This is a genomic window from Pseudoblastomonas aquimaris, assembly GCF_035481675.1.
Taxonomy (GTDB): domain Bacteria; phylum Pseudomonadota; class Alphaproteobacteria; order Sphingomonadales; family Sphingomonadaceae; genus Alteriqipengyuania_B.
In genome coordinates, this window is the sequence record NZ_JAYJJW010000002.1 from 191,319 (window position 1) to 209,912 (window position 18,594).

25 protein-coding genes are annotated in these 18,594 nt (G+C 65.7%); 16 read left to right on the forward strand and 9 right to left on the reverse strand.

The features are described from left to right. The first annotated feature begins 16 nt into the window (after window positions 1–16). The gene (locus VCJ71_RS10935) at window positions 17–289 is read left to right on the forward strand and encodes a hypothetical protein (RefSeq protein ID WP_324641166.1); all 273 of its coding nucleotides are present in this window, start codon (window positions 17–19) and stop codon (window positions 287–289) included. 60 nt (window positions 290–349) lie between these two features. Here the strand turns inward: VCJ71_RS10935 and VCJ71_RS10940 are convergent, their stop codons facing one another. Then, complete coding sequence (locus tag VCJ71_RS10940) at window positions 350–1,417, reverse strand: DUF3667 domain-containing protein (protein WP_324641167.1); 1,068 nt, start codon at window positions 1,415–1,417, stop codon at window positions 350–352. A gap of 101 nt (window positions 1,418–1,518) precedes the next feature. Here VCJ71_RS10940 and VCJ71_RS10945 point away from each other — a divergent pair, with 101 nt between their 5' ends. Next, the gene (locus VCJ71_RS10945; RefSeq protein WP_290136800.1) at window positions 1,519–1,752 is read left to right on the forward strand and encodes a DUF3072 domain-containing protein; all 234 of its coding nucleotides are present in this window, start codon (window positions 1,519–1,521) and stop codon (window positions 1,750–1,752) included. 76 nt (window positions 1,753–1,828) lie between these two features. Here the strand turns inward: VCJ71_RS10945 and rpoZ are convergent, their stop codons facing one another. Further along, complete coding sequence (gene rpoZ, locus VCJ71_RS10950; protein ID WP_324641168.1) at window positions 1,829–2,173, reverse strand: DNA-directed RNA polymerase subunit omega; 345 nt, start codon at window positions 2,171–2,173, stop codon at window positions 1,829–1,831. A 118-nt stretch (window positions 2,174–2,291) separates the two neighbouring features. Here rpoZ and VCJ71_RS10955 point away from each other — a divergent pair, with 118 nt between their 5' ends. Next, complete coding sequence (locus VCJ71_RS10955; RefSeq protein ID WP_324641169.1) at window positions 2,292–3,464, forward strand: phospholipase D-like domain-containing protein; 1,173 nt, start codon at window positions 2,292–2,294, stop codon at window positions 3,462–3,464. Here VCJ71_RS10955 and VCJ71_RS10960 read toward each other — a convergent pair. After that, window positions 3,461–4,987 (reverse strand): replicative DNA helicase, encoded by a 1,527-nt coding sequence (locus tag VCJ71_RS10960; RefSeq protein WP_324641170.1) that lies wholly within the window; start codon window positions 4,985–4,987, stop codon window positions 3,461–3,463. The genes VCJ71_RS10955 and VCJ71_RS10960 overlap by 4 nt on opposite strands. Before the next feature lie 125 nt (window positions 4,988–5,112). Here VCJ71_RS10960 and VCJ71_RS10965 point away from each other — a divergent pair, with 125 nt between their 5' ends. The 3 genes from VCJ71_RS10965 to VCJ71_RS10975 are packed head-to-tail and all read left to right on the forward strand — an operon-like array spanning window position 5,113 to window position 6,789. After that, window positions 5,113–5,622, forward strand: coding sequence for a UPF0262 family protein (locus VCJ71_RS10965; RefSeq protein WP_290136804.1), 510 nt, complete (start codon window positions 5,113–5,115; stop codon window positions 5,620–5,622). Between the two features lie 21 nt (window positions 5,623–5,643). Next, window positions 5,644–6,348: a glycoside hydrolase family 25 protein gene (locus VCJ71_RS10970; protein WP_324641171.1), complete on the forward strand. Its 705-nt coding sequence runs from the start codon at window positions 5,644–5,646 to the stop codon at window positions 6,346–6,348. 30 nt (window positions 6,349–6,378) lie between these two features. Beyond that, window positions 6,379–6,789 carry a cytidine deaminase gene (locus tag VCJ71_RS10975; RefSeq protein ID WP_324641172.1) on the forward strand — a complete coding sequence of 137 codons (411 nt, stop codon included), beginning with the start codon at window positions 6,379–6,381 and terminating at the stop codon, window positions 6,787–6,789. On the opposite strand, the gene VCJ71_RS10980 is transcribed toward VCJ71_RS10975, so the two are convergent. From VCJ71_RS10980 to VCJ71_RS10990, 3 genes are all read right to left on the reverse strand, one after another. Beyond that, window positions 6,786–7,508, reverse strand: a complete 723-nt coding sequence (locus VCJ71_RS10980) for an energy transducer TonB (protein ID WP_324641525.1) — start codon at window positions 7,506–7,508, stop codon at window positions 6,786–6,788. The genes VCJ71_RS10975 and VCJ71_RS10980 overlap by 4 nt on opposite strands. 217 nt (window positions 7,509–7,725) lie before the next feature. Further along, window positions 7,726–8,859 carry a M14 family metallopeptidase gene (locus VCJ71_RS10985; protein ID WP_324641173.1) on the reverse strand — a complete coding sequence of 378 codons (1,134 nt, stop codon included), beginning with the start codon at window positions 8,857–8,859 and terminating at the stop codon, window positions 7,726–7,728. Further along, the gene (locus VCJ71_RS10990) at window positions 8,859–9,443 is read right to left on the reverse strand and encodes a hypothetical protein (protein ID WP_324641174.1); all 585 of its coding nucleotides are present in this window, start codon (window positions 9,441–9,443) and stop codon (window positions 8,859–8,861) included. The genes VCJ71_RS10985 and VCJ71_RS10990 overlap by 1 nt, the downstream gene beginning before the upstream one ends. Before the next feature lie 64 nt (window positions 9,444–9,507). Here VCJ71_RS10990 and galE point away from each other — a divergent pair, with 64 nt between their 5' ends. From galE to VCJ71_RS11005, 3 genes are all read left to right on the forward strand, one after another. Beyond that, window positions 9,508–10,539: a UDP-glucose 4-epimerase GalE gene (gene galE / locus VCJ71_RS10995; protein ID WP_324641176.1), complete on the forward strand. Its 1,032-nt coding sequence runs from the start codon at window positions 9,508–9,510 to the stop codon at window positions 10,537–10,539. Window positions 10,540–10,625: 86 nt separating this feature from the next. Next, window positions 10,626–10,751 carry a type B 50S ribosomal protein L36 gene (gene ykgO, locus VCJ71_RS11000; RefSeq protein ID WP_007165381.1) on the forward strand — a complete coding sequence of 42 codons (126 nt, stop codon included), beginning with the start codon at window positions 10,626–10,628 and terminating at the stop codon, window positions 10,749–10,751. An 88-nt stretch (window positions 10,752–10,839) separates the two neighbouring features. After that, a complete protein-coding gene (locus VCJ71_RS11005) occupies window positions 10,840–11,454 on the forward strand; it encodes an HAD family hydrolase (RefSeq protein WP_324641177.1) in 615 nt (204 codons plus the stop codon). Window positions 11,455–11,539: 85 nt separating this feature from the next. Here the strand turns inward: VCJ71_RS11005 and VCJ71_RS11010 are convergent, their stop codons facing one another. After that, on the reverse strand, window positions 11,540–11,875 hold the full coding sequence (locus tag VCJ71_RS11010) for a CC_3452 family protein (RefSeq protein WP_324641178.1): 336 nt from the start codon (window positions 11,873–11,875) through the stop codon (window positions 11,540–11,542). A 185-nt stretch (window positions 11,876–12,060) separates the two neighbouring features. Between VCJ71_RS11010 and VCJ71_RS11015 the strand changes: the two genes are divergently transcribed. Next, complete coding sequence (locus VCJ71_RS11015) at window positions 12,061–12,564, forward strand: winged helix-turn-helix transcriptional regulator (protein ID WP_324641179.1); 504 nt, start codon at window positions 12,061–12,063, stop codon at window positions 12,562–12,564. Between the two features lies 1 nt (window position 12,565). Further along, window positions 12,566–12,880, forward strand: coding sequence for a hypothetical protein (locus VCJ71_RS11020; protein WP_324641180.1), 315 nt, complete (start codon window positions 12,566–12,568; stop codon window positions 12,878–12,880). Window positions 12,881–12,892: 12 nt separating this feature from the next. Here VCJ71_RS11020 and VCJ71_RS11025 read toward each other — a convergent pair whose 3' ends face one another. Both VCJ71_RS11025 and VCJ71_RS11030 read right to left on the reverse strand, forming a co-directional pair. Next, on the reverse strand, window positions 12,893–13,381 hold the full coding sequence (locus tag VCJ71_RS11025; protein ID WP_324641181.1) for an MgtC/SapB family protein: 489 nt from the start codon (window positions 13,379–13,381) through the stop codon (window positions 12,893–12,895). Window positions 13,382–13,412: 31 nt separating this feature from the next. Continuing rightward, window positions 13,413–14,921, reverse strand: a complete 1,509-nt coding sequence (locus VCJ71_RS11030; protein WP_324641182.1) for a YifB family Mg chelatase-like AAA ATPase — start codon at window positions 14,919–14,921, stop codon at window positions 13,413–13,415. A 122-nt stretch (window positions 14,922–15,043) separates the two neighbouring features. Here VCJ71_RS11030 and VCJ71_RS11035 point away from each other — a divergent pair, with 122 nt between their 5' ends. From VCJ71_RS11035 to yidC, 5 genes are all read left to right on the forward strand, one after another. Beyond that, the gene (locus VCJ71_RS11035) at window positions 15,044–15,763 is read left to right on the forward strand and encodes an alpha/beta hydrolase (RefSeq protein WP_324641183.1); all 720 of its coding nucleotides are present in this window, start codon (window positions 15,044–15,046) and stop codon (window positions 15,761–15,763) included. A 132-nt stretch (window positions 15,764–15,895) separates the two neighbouring features. Continuing rightward, window positions 15,896–16,030: a 50S ribosomal protein L34 gene (gene rpmH, locus VCJ71_RS11040; protein ID WP_108788882.1), complete on the forward strand. Its 135-nt coding sequence runs from the start codon at window positions 15,896–15,898 to the stop codon at window positions 16,028–16,030. 135 nt (window positions 16,031–16,165) lie between these two features. Then, window positions 16,166–16,552 (forward strand): ribonuclease P protein component, encoded by a 387-nt coding sequence (gene rnpA, locus VCJ71_RS11045; protein ID WP_324641184.1) that lies wholly within the window; start codon window positions 16,166–16,168, stop codon window positions 16,550–16,552. Then, window positions 16,549–16,758, forward strand: a complete 210-nt coding sequence (gene yidD, locus VCJ71_RS11050; protein WP_290134293.1) for a membrane protein insertion efficiency factor YidD — start codon at window positions 16,549–16,551, stop codon at window positions 16,756–16,758. The genes rnpA and yidD overlap by 4 nt, the downstream gene beginning before the upstream one ends. Before the next feature lie 62 nt (window positions 16,759–16,820). Then, on the forward strand, window positions 16,821–18,593 hold the full coding sequence (gene yidC / locus VCJ71_RS11055) for a membrane protein insertase YidC (RefSeq protein ID WP_324641185.1): 1,773 nt from the start codon (window positions 16,821–16,823) through the stop codon (window positions 18,591–18,593). The last annotated feature ends 1 nt before the right edge of the window (window position 18,594 follow it).

Genomic DNA, 18,594 nt, shown 5'->3' on the forward strand with positions numbered 1-18,594 from the left:
GAAAGGGAGATTGCCGATGACCTATCTCAAACTTGCCGGGGCCGCGTCGCTGCTGGTCCTCGCTGCCGCCTGCTCCGAGGAAACGCAAAGCAATGCGCAGGACACGCTGGAGCGTGCTGCCGCCGATACGGAGGCGAATGCCGAAGTGGTCGAGAACGCGGTTCGCGAAGGCACGATGGACGCCGCCGAGGGCATCAAGCAGGGCGCCGACAACCTGCAGGCCGAACTGGCCGAGGACGAGGCGACCGACCCCGACCAGGGCGATGGCGCGCTCGACGGCACCGACTGACCTTTTGCGGAAAATTGACGACAAGGGCGCGGCGGCTTCGGCTTCCGCGCCCTTCTTCGTTCAGAAGGCGCCCAGCACCGTCAGGATCAGCAGGAACAGGATCAGCACGACCGAGATGAAGAGCAGGAGGAAGACGAGCCGCCAGATCGTCGACAGGCGCGAGAGGCCGTAAGCGTAGCGCAGTTGTTTGTAGATGTGGATCGGCGGGATCAGCAGCACGGCCCAGACCAGCCATCCGGCTTTCAGCCCCGCCACCGCCAGCAGCGACACGGCAATGAAGAGCAGCGACATGAAGGCAATGGAGTATGTCACGAAAATCGCGTGATCGTAGGCGCGGAAACGGCGTTTCCATGCGAACAGCAGCCACACGAACGGGATCGATAGCGGGATCAGGAGCCAACTGAATTTGTAGCCGTTCGCTTGCAGCTTGTAGAGCATGAGGCTGGGGTTGGTGCGCCACTTCTTCACGATCGTCCGGTCGATGAAATCGAGGCCGGTGAGATTGAATTGCTGGTAAGCGCGATTGCCCTCTGCATCGACGAATTCGTAGTTTTCTCCCGCCTTGATCTTCTTAAGCGTGGCTTCGAGTTCGTCGATCCGCGCTTCGGCCTCGGCCCTCGCTTCGGCATCCTCGGCAGGCAAGTCCTCGAGTTCGTCGCGCGCCAGGCCGATGGCATCGATCGCGCGCACTTCGGCCGCCATCTGGGTGTTCTCGATGTCCGGCGGGACCGACAGGCCGGCCGCCTGGAACACCGCGAACATCAGGAAGACCGAGAACAGGAACAGCGCCATCGGGCTAACGAACTTGCGCCGTTCGCCTTCGATATAGCGGCGGGTGAGCTTGCCGGGCCGCAAGGCAAGTTCGGGCAGGGTGCGCCAGGTCTTGCCTTCAAAATGCAACGCGCCGTGGAGCAGGTCGTGCAGGAAGGCACCCAGCGTGCGGTGCAGGTGCGCTTTCTGTCCGCACTCGTGGCAGTGATCGCCGATCAGCTCGGTTCCGCAATTCAGGCACTGGCCTTCCGCGAAATGTCCCGTGGCGTCGCGCGCCGGGCCCTTCTCGCCGCTGACCGCCCTGGCAAACAGCCCGCCTTCGGCTGCCGTGCCCAATGCGTCGCCGATATCGCTCATGCCGCTGCCCCCGTCATGCGGCCAAGCATAGGGCGGTTCGGCCGCGCCGCAACTCGGAACATTTGACGAACGAAGTCGTTGACCGGGAAAGGAGACAAAGGATGAGTGCACCGCAGGCAACCGAAGCCCCGAAAAGCGATTCCGTCGGGAACGCGCAGAAGGATCCGGACAACTGGACGACCGGCGACGAGCGCATGACCGGCGCGCAGGCGAGCTATCTGAAAACCCTGAGCGAAGAGGCAGGCAAGCCCGACGCCTACGATGCGGAGCTTACCAAGGCGGAAGCATCGAAGCGGATCGACGAATTGCAATCGGAAACCGGTCGGGGCGAGTAAGGCCGGTCTTCGCCAGCCGAAACGAAAAGGGCCGCCCAATCGGGCGGCCCTTTTTCATGTGGAGATCGAAGGCCGCTCAGCCTTCGTAGTCGCCGCCGATCGAGGTCGAGCGGGCCGGTGCCGCCGCGGTGATCCGCATGGCTTCGGCCGACTGGCTCAGCGAGCCGACTTCGTCGAATTCGTCGTCGTCTTCCGGCAGAACTCGCTGCAGCGACTGGACGAGCGCTTCGTTCAGTTCGGCCGGCTTGATCTGCTGGTCGGCGATTTCGCGCAGGGCGACCACCGGGTTCTTGTCGCGGTCGCGTTCGACGAGGAGTTCGGCACCGCCGGAAATCTCGCGGGCGCGCTGGGCTGCCAGCAGCACCAGGTCGAAACGGTTGGGAATCTTGTCGACGCAGTCTTCGACGGTCACGCGCGCCATGCGGCTACTCCAAATTCGGCTAAAGCTCGGGAAGCGGGCTACCTAGGCGGGGCACGCCACGGAGTCAAGGAAATCGGCTTCGCTTGCGGTGCCGCCGCGCGCCCGATAGAGCGCGGCCATGGGGCAGGAAACCAAGACTTACGACTACCGCGACCCAGGCGCCTTTCCGGCATCGGTGGATGGCCTCGAACTGCTGGTAATCCCCGACGGGCAGGAGCGGCTGCGCGCCCTGCTGGAACTGATTGACGGCGCGAAATCCTCGCTCAAGCTGTGTTTCTACATCTTTGCCAAGGACGACACCGGCACCGCGGTGCGCGATGCGCTCGCCCGCGCGGCGGAACGCGGCGTCGCGACGACGCTGATCGTCGACGGCTACGGCGCGGAAGCGGACCGAGAATTCGTGCGCCCCTTCTGCGATGCGGGCGGCGACTTCCGCAGCTTCTCCTCGCGCCGGTCGCTGCGCTATCTCATCCGCAACCACCAGAAGATGGCCATCGCCGACGACAAGCAGGCGATCATCGGCGGCTTCAACGTGGAAGACGATTACTTCGCCCCGCCCGCGGTCAACGGCTGGAACGACCTCGCCGTGCGCATCACCGGCGATGCGATGAAGCCGCTGCTCGACTGGTATGCCAAGCTCATCGAATGGACCGATGCCGACGGGGTCGAGTGGCGACAGGTCCGGCGCGAGGTCAAGAGCTGGTCGCCGGGCGATGGCGATGTGCGCTGGGTGGTCGGCGGGCCGACGCGCGGCATCTCGTCTTGGGCGAAACAGGTCGGCCAGGACCTGTCGAGCGGGAACAGCCTGCACCTGATGATGGCCTATTTCTCCCCGCCCAAATCGCTGATGCAGCGCATCGGCGGCATTGCGAAGCGGGGGGAGGCAACGCTGATCATGGCGGGCAAGTCGGACAACGGCGCCACCATCGGAGCGTCGCGCTCGCTTTATCACGACCTTCTCGAAAGCGGCGCGCACGTCCATGAGTTCATGGCCTGCAAGATGCACACGAAGCTGCTGGTGGTGGACGACGTGACCTATATCGGCAGCGCCAATTTCGACATGCGCAGCCTGTTCATCAACCTGGAAATCATGCTGCGGGTGGAGGACGCCGACTTCGCCGACCGGATGCGCAGTTTTATCGAGGACCACCTGCCGGCCAGCCGGCATATCTCGAAAGAACTGCACGCGAAGCGTAACACGCTGTGGAACCGGATTCGCTGGAACGCCAGCTGGTTCCTCGTCTCCGTTGCCGACTACACCGTCAGCCGGCGCCTGAACCTGGGGCTTTAGTAACCGGGCGCCTCGCGCCTTTCGAGATTGCCGAAGCGGGTAAATTCGCTTTCGAACAGCAGGTCGACCATGCCGGTCGCGCCGTGGCGCTGTTTGGCGACGATGACCGTGGCCTTGTTTACCAGTTCCATGTGGCGGGCCATCCATTCGTCGTACTTGGCGATGGCATCGGCGCTGCTCGTTTCGCTCGGCTCCTCCGGCCGGATGGCGTTGTGGTAGTACTCGCCGCGATAGATGAACCAAACCTGGTCGGCGTCCTGCTCGATCGAGCCGGATTCGCGCAGGTCGGACAGCATCGGCCGCTTGTCCTCGCGCTGCTCGACCGCACGGCTGAGCTGCGAGAGCGCGATCACCGGGCAGCTCAGTTCCTTGGCGAGCGTCTTGAGCCCGCGGCTGATTTCCGAGATTTCGTTGACGCGGTTGTCCTGCGCGCGGCCGCTGCCCTGCAGCAGCTGCAGGTAATCGACCACGATCAGGCCGATGCCGTGGCGCCGCTTCAGCCGCCGCGCACGGGTGCGCAGGCCGGCGATAGTGAGCGCGGGCGTATCGTCGATATACAGCGGCAGTTCCATCAGCTGCTGGCTGGCGAAAGACAGTTTCTGGAACTGGTCCTTGCTGATCTGGCCGGACCGGATGCCTTCGCTCGACACCTCGGCCTGTTCGGACAGGATACGCGTGGCAAGCTGGTCGGCGCTCATTTCCAGGCTGAAGAAGGCGGTCGGCGCGCCATAGCTGTCTTCGGGCGCGATCCCGTCGTTGATGTCGCGCAAGTACCGCGCCGCGCAGTTGAAGGCGATGTTGGTCGCAAGCGAGGTCTTGCCCATGGCGGGACGCCCGGCGAGGATGATGAGGTCGCTGTCGTGCAGGCCGCCGACCTTGGCGTTGAGATCGTCGAGCCCGGTGGTCTTGCCGGAAAACTTGCCGCCGGAATTGAGCGCGGCCTCGGCCATCTTCAGCGACGACAGCGCAGCGGAGCGGAACGATTGGGCTTCGGCCCCCGTCGTCGCCCCTTCGGCCACCTTGTAGAGCGCCTGTTCGGCCTGCTCGATCTGTTCGACCGGCGCGACCTCTTCCGACGTATCGGTCGCCCCTTCCACCAGGTTGCGGCCGACCATTACCAGCTCGCGCAGCAAGGCGAGGTCGTAGATCTGCTGGGAAAGTTCGCGCGGCGCGAGGAGGCCGGCCCCGTCGCCCGTCAGCCTGGCGAGGTAGCTCGCCCCGCCCAGTTCCTTAAGCGCCTCGTCCGCTTCGAAATAGGGCTTCAGCGTCACCGGCGTCACGATCGCGCCGCGCTCGATCAGCAGCATGATACGGCCCATGATGCGCTGGTGCACCGGCTCGAAGAAATGGTCCGCGCGGATCGGCACGGGCAGTTCTTCCAGCACCTTGTTGTCGATCAGCACCGCGCCGATGAAGGCGGCTTCGGCCTCGACATTGGTCGGCAGCGCGCGGCCGGCAGGCTCGCCGGGCTTCGCGCTGTCCGAATCATTGGCGGGGCGGGTGATGAGATCGGTTTCGGCCATCCGCCCCTGATGCGTGAGCCGTCCGAGGTGTGCAACAGGGCAACGCGCCGCAGCCCTTGTGGATAGCGGGGATGGATGCACCCTTGCCGGGATTCGCTGCAGGTGCGAAGGCTTGCCCGAGCATCATGGCGACCGATTCCTCCCCCCCGACCGAAGGCGATCACCGGATTGCGACGATCGAGCTGGACGATGCCACGATCCTGTGGCGCAATGCCGATATCGAGCAGGAACGCCGCGTCGCGATCTTCGATTTGATCGAGGAAAACACGTTCAAGCCGCTGCGCGCTGCCGAGCACCATGACGGGCCGTGGAAGCTGGAGCTGTCGGTGCCCGAAGGGCGGCTGGCGCTGGCGATTTCAGCTGAGGGCGGCGAGCAGCCGCTCGATACGATCATCCTCGGCCTTGCGCGCTTCCGCCGGCCGATCCGCGAATATTTCGCCATTTGCGACAGCTATTACCAAGCGATCCGCAAGGCGACGGCGGCGGAAATCGAAACCATCGACATGGCCCGGCGCGCCATCCACAACGATGCCGCGCAGCTGCTGATGGACAAGCTCGACGGCAAGATCGAAACCGACTTTCCGACCGCCCGGCGGCTGTTCACGCTGATCTGCGTGCTGCATATCCGGGGCTGAGGGGCAGGGCGGCAGGAACACATGGGACGTAAAGGACGATCGAAACCGCGCTGGGGGCTGCGCCTGCTCGCGCTGCTGCTGCTCTTCGCCATCGTTGGCGGCGCATACGCCTATTGGCGCTTCGTGCACTGGACGCCGGAGCGCAGCGCATTTCCCGCCCAGGGCGCGGAGATCGGCGAGGGCGACGGCTGGATCAATCTTGGCTCGCTGAAAGCGGTGGGGGCCGATTTCGTCTATCTCGATGCCAGCCGCGGCGCGGACGGGCGTGATCCTTCCTTCGCGCGGAACTATGACGCCGCGCGCGCTGCGGGCTTGCGTTATGGCGCTGTGCACGCCTTCGACCCGTGCACCCCGGCAGAGCGGCAGGCAGCGAATTTCGTCACCGTCGTCCCGCGCGATGGCGATCTGCTGCCCCCGGCAGTTGCGCTGGAAGACGGGGCGGAGGTCTGCGAGGTGCGGATCAGCGACGCGGCGGTCGAAAGCGAGCTGATGACGCTGCTCAACCAGATCGAAAGCCACACCGGACAGCCAGCGATCCTGAAACTGTCGCCCGCCTTTGCCGCGAAGCATCCGCAGGTTGCCATGATCGAGCGCAACCTGTGGCTGACGGGCGAGTATGTCCCGCCCGATTACGCAGGCCGGCCCTTCACGCTATGGACCGCCAACACCATGCTGCAGACCGAAGCGAGCGAGGATGCGCTGCGCTGGGTCGTCGCGCGGCCATAGGACCGTTTTGCCCTTGAGGATGATGCCCCGATGAATTTCGACAAGCAGGCCCTGATCGAAGCGGCGCGTGACGCGGCGACGCGGGCCTATGCGCCCTATTCCGCCTTCAACGTCGGTGCGGCGCTTGCCTTTGCCGACGGCAGCATCGTGACCGGCAGCAATGTCGAGAACGCGAGCTACGGCCTGTCGCTATGCGCGGAAACCGTGGCGGTTTCCAAGGCGATGAACGATGGGGTGCGCGGCGGGCTGATCGCGGTTGCCGTCACCGGACCCGCTGTGGAGCCTATTACCCCGTGCGGACGCTGCCGCCAGGTTCTCAACGAATTGGCCGCGCTCGGCGACACGGATCCGCTGGTGCTGTGCGTCGGCAGCGAGGAAGTACGCGAGACGCAGCTGTCCGGCCTGCTCCCCCGCGCTTTCGGCCCGGCCAGCCTGACCTAGTCTTCCAGCTCCCAGCGCACGTCGCGGACATAGGTGCCGGGCGTTGCCTCACCGGAAGCGTCGCGGGCCGGATAGAATCGCGCATACCGCTTGAGGTCGCGGCAGGTCGCATCGTCGAGATAGGTCGAGCCGGACGAGACCGCGACCGTGCATTCGGCGATATAGCCGTACTCGTCGACCTGCATCGAAGCCTTGACCGTGCCCTCCACACCTTCGCGCATGGCGCGCGACGGATATTGCATCAGGTCGAGCCGACTCGTCTGCTGGTTGAGCACCGGATCGCGGTCCACCACGTCCAGCGCCTCGCCGGGCGGACGCGCGGCTTTGAGCCTTTCGCCGAGAAGCCCGCGGCACGTCTCCAGCGAAACCAGAAAGTCAGAATGCAGGTCGAGCGGGAATCGGCCGCGCGTCACCCCGGGCACGTCGACGTACAGCTGCGCTCCGTCGTGCATGACGGCATGCAGCTGCCCGGTGACCTCGTCGGTGAGCGTCCAGGTTATGCGATAGCTCGTGGGAATTGCGGTCCTGTAGCCGACAAACCCCGTCACGATCGGCTCGCCATCCAACGTGGCGAGGGAGGCGGGCGAAGGCAGGGGCGGCAGGTTGCCGTTCTCGGCAGGGTCGACCTGAAGGGTGAGCATCTCCATCGACGGCGTCCCGCGGAAAGGCATGGTGATTGTAAGTGTGTCGATGCCGACCCGTTGGAGCGAGCTGACCATCACACACCGGTCATCGGCCGCCAACCGTCGCCATTGCGCCACCATGCGTGGGGGAGGCGGGTCTTGCCGCGTCAGAGGGGGGAGGGTTCGCGGGATGGAAACCGGGATCGGCACCGGTTCGGTGCGGGACTGCGGCTCCGTTGCGTCCTGCGCCGCGACAGGCACCGCCCATCCGATGGCGAGGCAGGTCCCAGCGACACGCAGCACTCTCATCGGCCTATTTCCGGTCCAGCCATTCGAGCAGCGCGGCCAGGCAGTCGCGCGCCAGCATGCGGCAGCGTTCCGGGCTCCAGCCCTGCTCCGGCTCCGGACTGGCGGGATTGTCCTTGTACGGCATTTCCAGCGTCATCGCGGTCGCCCCGAAACGCTCGGCCACCTGGTTCGTGCTCATGGAGAGGTTCGCCTTGCCGGGCGCGGACTTGGTGTAGCCCTGCTCGGTCTGGAAGTCCGGTGTGCGGCGCTCGAGGATCGCTTCGTAATCGTAGAAGCGCTGGCCGTGCTCGTCGGTCCAGCCGGGAATGCCTTCGTAGCCGGCCAGGAAGCTGACCGGGATTGCCTCGTCGCCGTGCACGTCCATCGCGAAAACGGGCGGGTTGGCATCCATCGCTTTCAGCAGGTGGAAGACTTCGGGCGAATGCTCCTCGCTCGGCTCGGCCCATTCGCGGTTGAGGTTGCGGCCCGCGGCATTGGTGCGCAGGTGCCCGCGGCGCGATCCGTCCGGGTTGACGTTGGGCACCACGAAGAAACGGCAGCGCTTGCGCAGGTGCATGCCGACCGGATCGGCGGGATCGGTCAGGCAATCGAGTGCGCCCTCCATCCACCATTCGGCCTGCGTTTCGCCCGGATGCTGGCGGGCATAGAGCCACACGGTCGTCTCGCCTTCGCCCATCTCGAGGCAGTCGAGCGGCTGGCCGTCGACCGAGTTGCCGAGATTGTGGTGCGTCACGCCTTCGCTCGCCGCCGCTTCGGCCACGAGGTCATGGTGCCGTTCCATCGAATAGGGCGCGAAATAGGCGAACCAGGCGATGTCGCCGGCGGGCGCGTGGCGGATGGTCAGCGTGCCGCCGTCCTCGCCGGCGTCGAAGCTGCTTTTCGCGCGGGTCCAGTAATCGCGGTCTTCCGACACGACGGCGTCGTAATCCTCCCACCCCTTGGGATAGGCGCTGTCGTTGAGGCCGGTGATCTTCAGCGTCAGTTCGCGCCCGCCCGCGCCGGAGACGCGGAAATGGAACCACTGCTTGAATTCGCCGCCCGCGTCATAGGGTATGGCGAGCTTCGCGCTGTCGCCGTCGATCGACAGAACCTCGATATTGCCGCTGTCGAACGCGGAATTGATTGCAATGCCGGCCATCAGTCGAGCTCCACTTCGTAGGAGACGCCGTTTTCGCCGGGGAACCCTTCGAACAGGGCGGCGGCAAGCGCATCGGCCGCGGCGGCCTGGCTGGCGTAATCGGAGTTGGGCCCGGTCGCGAGCGTGGCGCGGCCTTCCCACACGGCGGCGCCCAGCGAATCGCGGATCGAGACCGAAAGCTGCGTCTCCCGGTTCGGGGCCTCACGCCCGCCGAGCGAGATGCCGACGCCTGCGCCCACGCCCGAACCATAGGTGCCGGTGGACCCGCCCGCGCCCACGGTGACGGGGGAGCGGCGATAGGCGCCGTCGATCGGCGTCACGTCCACGGTCACCCGCGCCGTCAGGTAGCGGCCGCTGCGATTGGTGACCGCGTAACCGGATTTTTCGACTTCGCGTGCTACGGCGCTGACGAACTCGGGCGGGACGTTGAGGTTGGCAGCCTCCACGACGATGGAATCGTTCGCCGAAAGGGCGCTGCGATCGTCGGCCACGAAGCGGTCGACCGCGACGGGGGAGGTATAGGGTGTCGTGCACCCGGGAAGGACGGTAAGGGCGGCAAGCGCCAGGGGGAGGTAGGCTTTCATGGCGCGTGCATAGCGCCGGCCACCGAATGCCGCAATTCGCGTTTGATTGGAGCAGGATAGGCAGATGATTTCGAAAACACCCGTTCTGGTTACCGGCGGGGCCGGGTACATCGGCAGCCACGCGGTGCTGGCGCTGAAGGATGCCGGCTGGCCGGTCGCGGTGATCGACAACCTTGCCACCGGCTTCCGCTTCGCCGTGCCGGACGATGTGCCGTTCTACGAAGGCGATATCGGCGACAGCGCGCTGCTCGCGCGTATCTTTGCAGAACAGGGGATGGGCGGCGGCCAGGGGGAAGGCAGGGGTGCGATCATGCATTTCGCCGGCTCCGTCGTGGTGCCGGAATCGGTCGCCGATCCGCTCAAGTATTATCGCAACAACACCGCCCGCACGCGCGACTTGCTGGAAAGCGCGATCGCTGCCGGCGTGCCCCACATGATCTTCAGCTCCACCGCCGCGACCTATGGCATTCCGGAGGAAACGCCCGTGGCGGAAGATGCGCCGCAGCGCCCGATCAACCCCTACGGCATGTCCAAGCTGATGAGCGAGGCGATGCTGGCTGATACCGCCGCCGCGCACGATTTCTCTTTTTGTGCGCTGCGCTATTTCAACGTGGCGGGCGCCGATCCGCAGGGGCGGACGGGCCAGTCCACGGCGGGCGCGACGCACCTGATCAAGGTGGCGGTGGAGGCTGCGCTCGGCCAGCGCGACGGGGTCGACGTCTTCGGCACCGATTACGACACGCCCGACGGGACGGGGGTGCGCGACTACATCCATGTCAGCGATCTTGCCGCCGCCCATGTCCATGCGCTGGAGGCGTTGCTGGCGCAGCCCGGCCGCTCGCTGACGATGAATTGCGGGTATGGGCGCGGGTTTTCCGTGCTGGAGGTTCTCGACGCCGTGGACCGCGTGACCAATTCCAGGATCGAGCGGCGGATGCAGCCGCGCCGGGCCGGGGATCCGCCCGCGCTCACCGCCGATAATGCGCGCATCCTGGAGGCGCTGCCGTGGCGCCCGCAGCACGACGACCTCGAAACGATCGTCGCCCATGCGCTTCAGTGGGAACGCAAACTCTCCGATATTCGCTCTTCCGGTTGACTTATCCGCGACCGGACCTTAGCAGCCCGCCTTGAATTTGACGCGCCGGACCCCATTTCTGGCGCGTAACTTTTTGGAAAAAGACCATGAAAATCCGCAATAGCCTCAAGTCGCTCAAGAACCGCCACCGCGATTGCCGCGTGATTCGTCGTCGCGGGCGGACCTATGTGATCAACAAGACCAACCGCCGCTTCAAGGCCCGCCAGGGCTGACCGGCGCCCGCCGCGCGTTTGCCGCGGCGATGGTCGAACGAAGGGCCTCCGCGCGTGCGGGGGCTTTTTGTGTTTGGAGAGACTGCATATGAGCCAGCCGAACACGGTGGTCTTCGATGTCGGGCGGGTGCTGTATCGCTGGCAGCTTTCGGGCCTGCTCGAAAAGGTGGTGGACGATCCCGTGCGCCTCGCCTTTGCGCTGGAGCATGTCGTCACCGAGGAATGGCATTTCCGCGCCGACCAGGGCGAGCGGGTGGCCGACATGGTGCCGCAGCGTATCGCCGAATTCCCCGAATACGAGGACGCGCTCCACGCCTATGCGACGCGCTTCAACGAAAGCATTCCGGGCCCGGTGGAAGGCTCGCACGAGCTGGTCGAGCGGCTGGACGCGGCGGGCGTCCCCTTGTTCGCGCTGACCAATTTCGGCGAGGAATTCTGGGCCGGCTTCCGCCCGACCGCCCCGATCTTCGACCGCTTCCGGGACATCATCGTTTCGGGCACCGAACGGGTCGCGAAGCCAGATGAAGCGATCTACCGCATCGTCGAGCAGCGCAGCGGCCGCGCGCCTGCGGACCTCTTCTTCATCGACGACAATGCCGCGAACATCGCCGCTGCCGAGGCGCGGGGCTGGACCGGCCACCTGTTTACCGATGCGGACGCTCTGGAAGCGGATCTCGTCGCGCGCGGATTCCTGCCCGCATAGAAATAGCCCCTCGCCGGCGATCTGCCAGCGAGGGGCCACGAGGTCGCCGCGCGAGAGAGGGAGGCGCGGCGGAGATGGAAGCGGTTCAGCCGTTGCAGCGCGCCAGGTCGGCGGCATCCAGCGCTTCGTCCTTCGCGGAAAACGCGGTCACTTCGCCGAATTCGCGAGCGAACCGCTCGCAATCGATCACCGCGCGCGAGCGACCCTGCGTGCCGATGCACTTGGTCCCTTCGCAGCGCCACATCACGCCGCGCACGATTTCGGTGCGGCCTTCGGAAACCGGCTGTGCCAGCTCGGCGCGGTAGAACACCTCGGGAGCCTTGGCCTCGGCGGGTGTCGTCACGGCGCCGAAGCTGGCGGCAGTATACAGCGCGGCGAGGGCCAAGCCGGCGGTGGGGCGGAAAATCTTCGATGCAGTCATGGTCAGCTCCCTGGAGAGGGTTTGGAGAGAGTGCCTACCGGTCCTCCGGCCGATCTTGCGTCGACCGCAATTTCCAGTTGCGAATCGCTACCTATTGCAATAGATTTTAAGTTGCAACCTAAAACTGGAATAAATGTGCAGCCCGGCGCTTTGCGCGCTATATCGCGGCCCGGGAAAGGATTTTTATGGGCGAGTTGAGAGAACCCCTGGGCGAGCTTGCGGCGTGCGGCCTTCCCGGTGCGCTGGAAGTGATGGGCGAACGCTGGAGCTTCATGATCCTGCGCGCCAGCTTCAACGGCGTGCACCATTTCGAGGAGTTTCTCGACGAACTCGGCATCGCCCGCAACATCCTTTCCAGTCGCCTGACGAAGCTGGTCGAGCACGGCATCCTCGCGCGCACGCCGTGCCCGGACGACCGCCGCAAGATCGAATACCGACTGACCGAAAAGGGCTTCGACCTGCTGCCCGCCATGCTCGCGCTGCGCCAGTGGGGCATGAAATACGGCGCAGAATTCATCGAGAACCCCGTGCTGGTGGACAAGCGCGACCGGCTACCTATCGGCCCCGTCATCATCACCGCACATGACGGGCGCGAACTCACGCACGAAGACCTGTGGCTGCAGGATTGCAACTGCATCGGCATGGTGCCCGAAGACGAGGACGCCGAGGTCGCCGAGGCGGCCGAATAGATTGTCCGGACAGTCAGGCGGCGGCCCGAAGCGAACGCCGGACGGCCGCTACATCATCGTGAAAGGCCGCCTGTGGCGCGCCGCCAATCCTAACCTGCAGGAAAAAGAGCGCCAGCGCCTCGTCGACACGCTGATGGACGCCCGCCGAGCCGTGAAGGCCGCCAAGGCGTCGGGCGACGATGCGGTGCTCAAGGCTGCCCGCGCCGAAGTCCACGCAGCGAAGGTTGGCTTGGGCGAACGCGGCCCAGTTTGGTGGACCGACGGCGCGCCGGACTATAACCGCAAGATGGTGGAGAACACGCCTTACGCGAAATGACCGGTGCCGAAGCTAATCGTTACCATCGCCCTCGTCCGGGCCGTGTTCGGCATCCCACTTGGCAGTAAAAGGACCACTCGCCACCAGCACGATCAGGACGACCAGCGCCATGAGGATCGCGAGCCATATCTCACCCATGCCGCAAGCGAGGCCGATGGCTCCCGCGCTCCAGATCGATGCTGCCGAACCGGCACCCTGAACGAAATTTCCCTGCCGGAACATGGCACCTGCACCGAGGAAGCCGATCCCGGTGATGACTCCTTCGATGACCCGGGTCGGGTCGATCTGCGTGTTCGAATCGGTCGACGAGGACAGCAGCTCGACTGCCGACATCAGCAAGCCTGCCGCGCTCACCGAGATGATGATGAAAGGGCGGAAGTCGATTGGCTTGTTCCGGAGGAAGCGCTCCAGTCCTATCAGGAACGGAAGGAAAGTCGCAGCCCCGATCCGGATCAGCGCTTCGGTCCAGGTCAGGGTATTTGGTGTGAGATAGTCCGGCATAGTTCACCAACCGCCGTATTCGGCGATGGTTTCAAGCCCTTGGCGGTTGCCTGCGGTAGCTGAGCGCTTCGGCCACGTGGATGCGGCCGACCTGCTGCGCTCCGGCCAGATCGGCGATGGTGCGGGCGACCCTGAGCATGCGGGTATATCCGCGCGCGGACAGGCGCATCGCGTCGGCGGCCTGCAGCAGCAGCTTCCGGCCCGCCTCGTCGGGCGTGGCGTGGGCTTCCAGCGTGTCGCCGTCCATCTCCGCATTGGTGCGCGCACCTGTGCCTTCGAGGCGTGCGGTCTGGACGGCGCGCGCGGCGGCCACGCGGGCTGCGACTTCGGCGCTTCCTTCGGCAGGCGGCGGCAAGGCGAGATCGGCTGCGCTGACCGGATCGACCTCCACATGCAGGTCGATCCGGTCGAGCAGCGGGCCCGATACCTTGCTCTGGTAATCGGCAGCACAGCGCGGTGCGCGGCTGCAAGCGAGCGCCGGGTCACCGAGGTGGCCGCAGCGGCACGGGTTCATCGCCGCGATCAGCTGCACGCGCGCCGGGAACGTCACATGCGCATTGGCCCGCGCCACGCTGACCTCGCCCGTTTCCAATGGCTGGCGCAGCGAATCGAGCACCGCGCGCTGGAATTCGGGCAATTCGTCGAGGAACAGCACGCCCAGGTGCGCGAGGCTGACTTCGCCCGGCTTCACTTTCAGGCCGCCCCCGGTCAGCGCCGCCATGCTCGCCGAATGGTGCGGATCGCGGAACGGCCGTGCGCGGCTGATCCGGCCGCCTTCCAGCGTGCCTGCGACGCTGGCGATCATGCTGGTTTCCAGCGCCTCGCCCGGTGTGAGTGGGGGGAGGATACCCGGCAGGCAGCTTGCCAGCAGGCTCTTGCCCGCACCCGGCGGCCCCAGCATCAGCAAATTGTGGCCGCCCGCCGCCGCGATCTCCAGCGCGCGCTTGGCGGTTTCCTGCCCCTTCACGCGCTTGAGGTCCGGCCCCGGCGCGGGCTCGTCGATTTCGCCCGGTTCGGGCTGCGCCAGCTGCGTTTCCCCCTTCAGGTGGTTGAGCAGGCCAAGCAGGTCCGGCGCGGCGAGGACCGGCACGTCGCTCGCCCATTTCGCCTCTGCTCCCTGCGCCGCCGGGCAGATCAGTCCCTTGTCCGCTTCGCTCGCATGGATCGCGGCGAGGAGGACGCCGGGCGATGGCACCACCCGCGCATCGAGCGCGAGCTCGCCCACCACGACGTAATCTTCCAGCTGTTCCGCATCGGTGACGCCCATCGCCGCCAGCAGGGCGAGCGCGATCGGCAGGTCGTAATGGCTGCCTTCCTTCGGCAAATCCGCTGGCGATAGGTTGATGGTGATCCGCTTGGGCGGCAACGCGAGGCCCATCGCGGCAAGGGCGGCCTGCACGCGTTCCCGGCTTTCGCCGACGGCCTTGTCGGCAAGCCCGACGATGTTGAAGCGCGGCAGTCCGGGCGCGAGCTGGCACTGCACCTCCACGCTGCGCGCATCGAGCCCGAGATAGGCGACCGTCCTGACGAGTGCGACCACGTACGAATTCCCCCTGTGGCCGAGAGGCTTAGCGGCCCGCGCCGCGATGTCGAGCGATTCACTCCAAAGTAACGCTTTCTGTTGGCGAGGCGGTAGCGCGCGGGGCTCCACACTGGCGTTCGATGAAGGAATTCGCCCGCATTTTCACCGTGCTCGCCACCGCACTGGTCCTGATCGCCGCGCCTGCCCGGGCCGACGAGCGGGAGACCGTGACGGTCATCGTCGAGGAATGGGTGGAAGTGCCGGCCACACGCTTCGTCGCAGGGGCCGACCTCGCCCCTGCGGCGATCGACACATTCGGACCCTTCCGCGTGATCGACGGCAAGCACGCAGCGCTGGTCGGCGTCACTGACGAGGCGAGCCCGGCGGCGTTCGGCGCGATGCTGGAAGCCTATCCGGGTTTGCAGGTGCTCCGGCTGGTCGAGGCGCCGGGCACTTACGATGACCGCGCGAACCTTGCACTGGGGCGGATGATCCGTGCAGCCGGGCTCGAAACCCACGTGCCGGCAGGCGGCTCGGTCCGGTCGGGTGCGGTCGAACTTGTGTTCGCCGGGACCGCCTGGCGGATCGACGAAGGGGCGGAATTCGCCGTCCACGCGTGGGAGGATGACCTGGGGCAGGGCGCAGCCGACTATGCCGCCGATGCGCCGGAGCATCGCAAGTATCTCGCCTATTATGCCGAAATGGGCCTCGATCCGGCGCAGGCGCAGGCGTTCTACGCGATGACCAATGCCGCGCCGTTCGAAGCCCCGCGCTGGCTCGATGCGGCGGAAATGCGCGGCTGGCTCGGCTTGGAGGGGAAGGCCCAAAACGCGCCGCAGATCGCCTATGCGGCGCTCTAAACGGCTTGACTCGCGCAAGGGCCTGCCCTAACCGCGCGGTCCATACAGGCGGCTGCCTTCGCGGGCGGCCCTTTTTATTGGTGCGCATCGGCTATGCCGGGGCACTTTCGAAGTTTTCGATCAGAGGCAATCATGAAGCGTACTTTCCAGCCCAGCAACCTCGTCCGCGCCCGTCGCCACGGTTTCTTCGCCCGCAAGAAGACCCCGGGTGGCCGCAAGGTCCTGCGCGCCCGCCGCAACCGCGGCCGCAAGAACCTCTGCGCCTGATTTCCCGCGCGCCCTGAGCGGCGCGCTTATCGGTGTCGGTATTTGGCGGGACGATTCCTTCCCGCAATTGGCACCACGGGCCGGTTGGCCTCTGCGGGCTCCCATCGGGGGCCCGTTGTCGTATGAGGGGTAATCGTGCCCGACAGCCTCACCACCATTACCAAGCGCAGCGATTTCCTCGCCGCGAATTCGGGCATGCGGGTCGCGCGGCCGGGCTTCGTGCTGCTGGCGAAACCCAATGGCGAGCGCGGCAAGCGGCTGGGCATCACCGTCACCAAGAAGATCGGCAATGCCGTGGTGCGCAACCGAATGAAGCGCCGCTTCCGCGCCATCGCCCGCGAGCTCCTGCCGGATAACGGCCTGGACGATCACGACCATATCCTCATCGGCCGCGACGGCGGGGTCGAGCGGGACTTCGACGCGCTGCGCTGCGAGCTCGCGGCCGCGCTTGAGCGGATGGAGGCGGGCCGGCCCGACCCGCCGCGCCGGCGGCGCACGAAACCGCGCAGCAGGCGCGCATGAAGCAGGTCTTCATCCTGATTGCGCGGTTCTGGCAGATCGGCCCCAGCCGCATCCTGCCGCCCAGCTGCCGCTATGCCCCAAGCTGCAGCGAATACGCCATCCAGGCCTTGCGCAAATATGGCGCGATCAAGGGTGGATGGCTGGCGCTTAAGCGTATAGGGCGCTGCCATCCCTGGGGGGGACAAGGCCACGACCCGGTGCCGTAAGGCACGCGGCAGCGACCGGCCCCGTACCCCGCACGCGATCGACCGAATTCGAAGGACTCGAAGTGGACAACCAGCGTAACCTGTTCCTGACCATCGCGCTGTGCGCGGCCCTGCTGCTCGGCTGGGACCTGGTCATGCAGCGGCTCTATCCCCAGCCCGAAGTGATGGCGACCGAAGGCCGCGCCGACACGCCGGCGGAGCGGGCCGCGGCCAATACCGAAACAGGGGATGTGGGCAGCACGCCGGTGGCCGCACCGGTCGACCTCGGCCAGGCGCTCGGCAGCGCGGGCCGGGTGCGGATCGATGCGCCGGAAGTCACCGGCTCGATCAATCCGGTCGGCGCGCGGATCGACGATATCTCGCTCAAGACCCACCGGCAGGAGGTTGAGAAAGACAGCGGCCCGGTGCGCCTTTTCGCGCCCGCCGGCACGCCTGCGCAGCAGTTCGCGCAGTTCGGCTGGGTCGGCGAAGGCGTTCGCGTGCCCGACGGGCAGACCGTGTGGACGGCGGAGGGCGGCACGCTTTCGCCTGGCAATCCGGTAACGCTGCGCTGGAACAACGGCCAGGGCCAGCTCTTCACCATCGCGCTCGCGATCGACGAGCATTACATGATCACGGCCGAGCAGACGGTCGCCAACACATCGGGCGGACCTATCGTGCTTCGCCCTTATGCATCGATTGTTCGAGATAGCGGGAGCGCGAGCCAGGATTTGTGGCTCGTGCATTCCGGGCCCATCGGCGCCTTCGATGGGTCGGTCGAATTCGGGAATGACTACGATGATGTTGCCGAAGCTGGACTCGTGACCCCCGCGGGGCGGGCAGACTGGCTCGGCTTCACCGATGTTTATTGGCTTTCCGCGCTTGTGCCCGAAGCCGGGGCTCGCACAGAAGCAAATTTCCGCAGTTTCGGTGGAGGACTTTTCCGCTCCGGAATGATCTACGACCCGGTCACGGTGGCCGACGGCCGGCAGGTCAGCCGCACGACCAAGCTGTTCGCCGGGGCCAAGGAAACCGAAGTCCTCGACATGTACGAGGCGGACGGCATTCCCAATTTCGGCCTCGCCATCGACTGGGGCTGGTTCCGCTGGTTCGAAAAGCCGATCTTCTGGGTACTGCGCCAGCTGTTTTACCTGTTCGGTAACTTCGGCGTTGCGATCATCGCGCTGACGTTCATCATCCGCGGGCTGATGTTCCCGATCGCGCAGAAGCAGTTCAAGAGCTTCGCCGCGATGCGCGCCATCCAGCCGAAGATGAAGGCGATCCAGGAACGCTACAAGGACGACAAGCAGAAGCAGCAGCAGGAGATCATGGAGCTGTACAAGCGGGAAAAGGTGAACCCGCTGGCCGGTTGCCTGCCCTTGCTGCTCCAGATGCCGATTTTCTTCGCGCTTTATAAAGTGCTGATCCTGGCCATCGAAATGCGCCACCAGCCGTTTGCGCTGTGGATCAAGGATTTGTCGGCGCGCGACCCGGCGAACCTGGCCAATCTGATGGAAGCCATGGGCATCACCGTGCCGGGCTTCCTGATGTTCTTCTTCGGGATCGGCGTGCTGGCGCTGATCCTGGGCATCACCATGTACCTGCAGTTCAAGCTGAACCCGAGCCAGATGGACCCGGCGCAGCAGAAGATCTTCATGTTCATGCCGTGGATCCTGATGTTCGTGATGGCACCCTTCGCGGCCGGCCTTCTGCTTTACTGGGCCACCTCGAACATCCTCACCATCGCGCAGCAGTGGTTCCTCTATTCGCGCCACCCGCAATTGAAGGCCCAGGCGGACAAGGACAAGGCCGACGCGGAACGTGCCGCCGCGCGCGAAGCGAGGGGCAAGTCGTAAG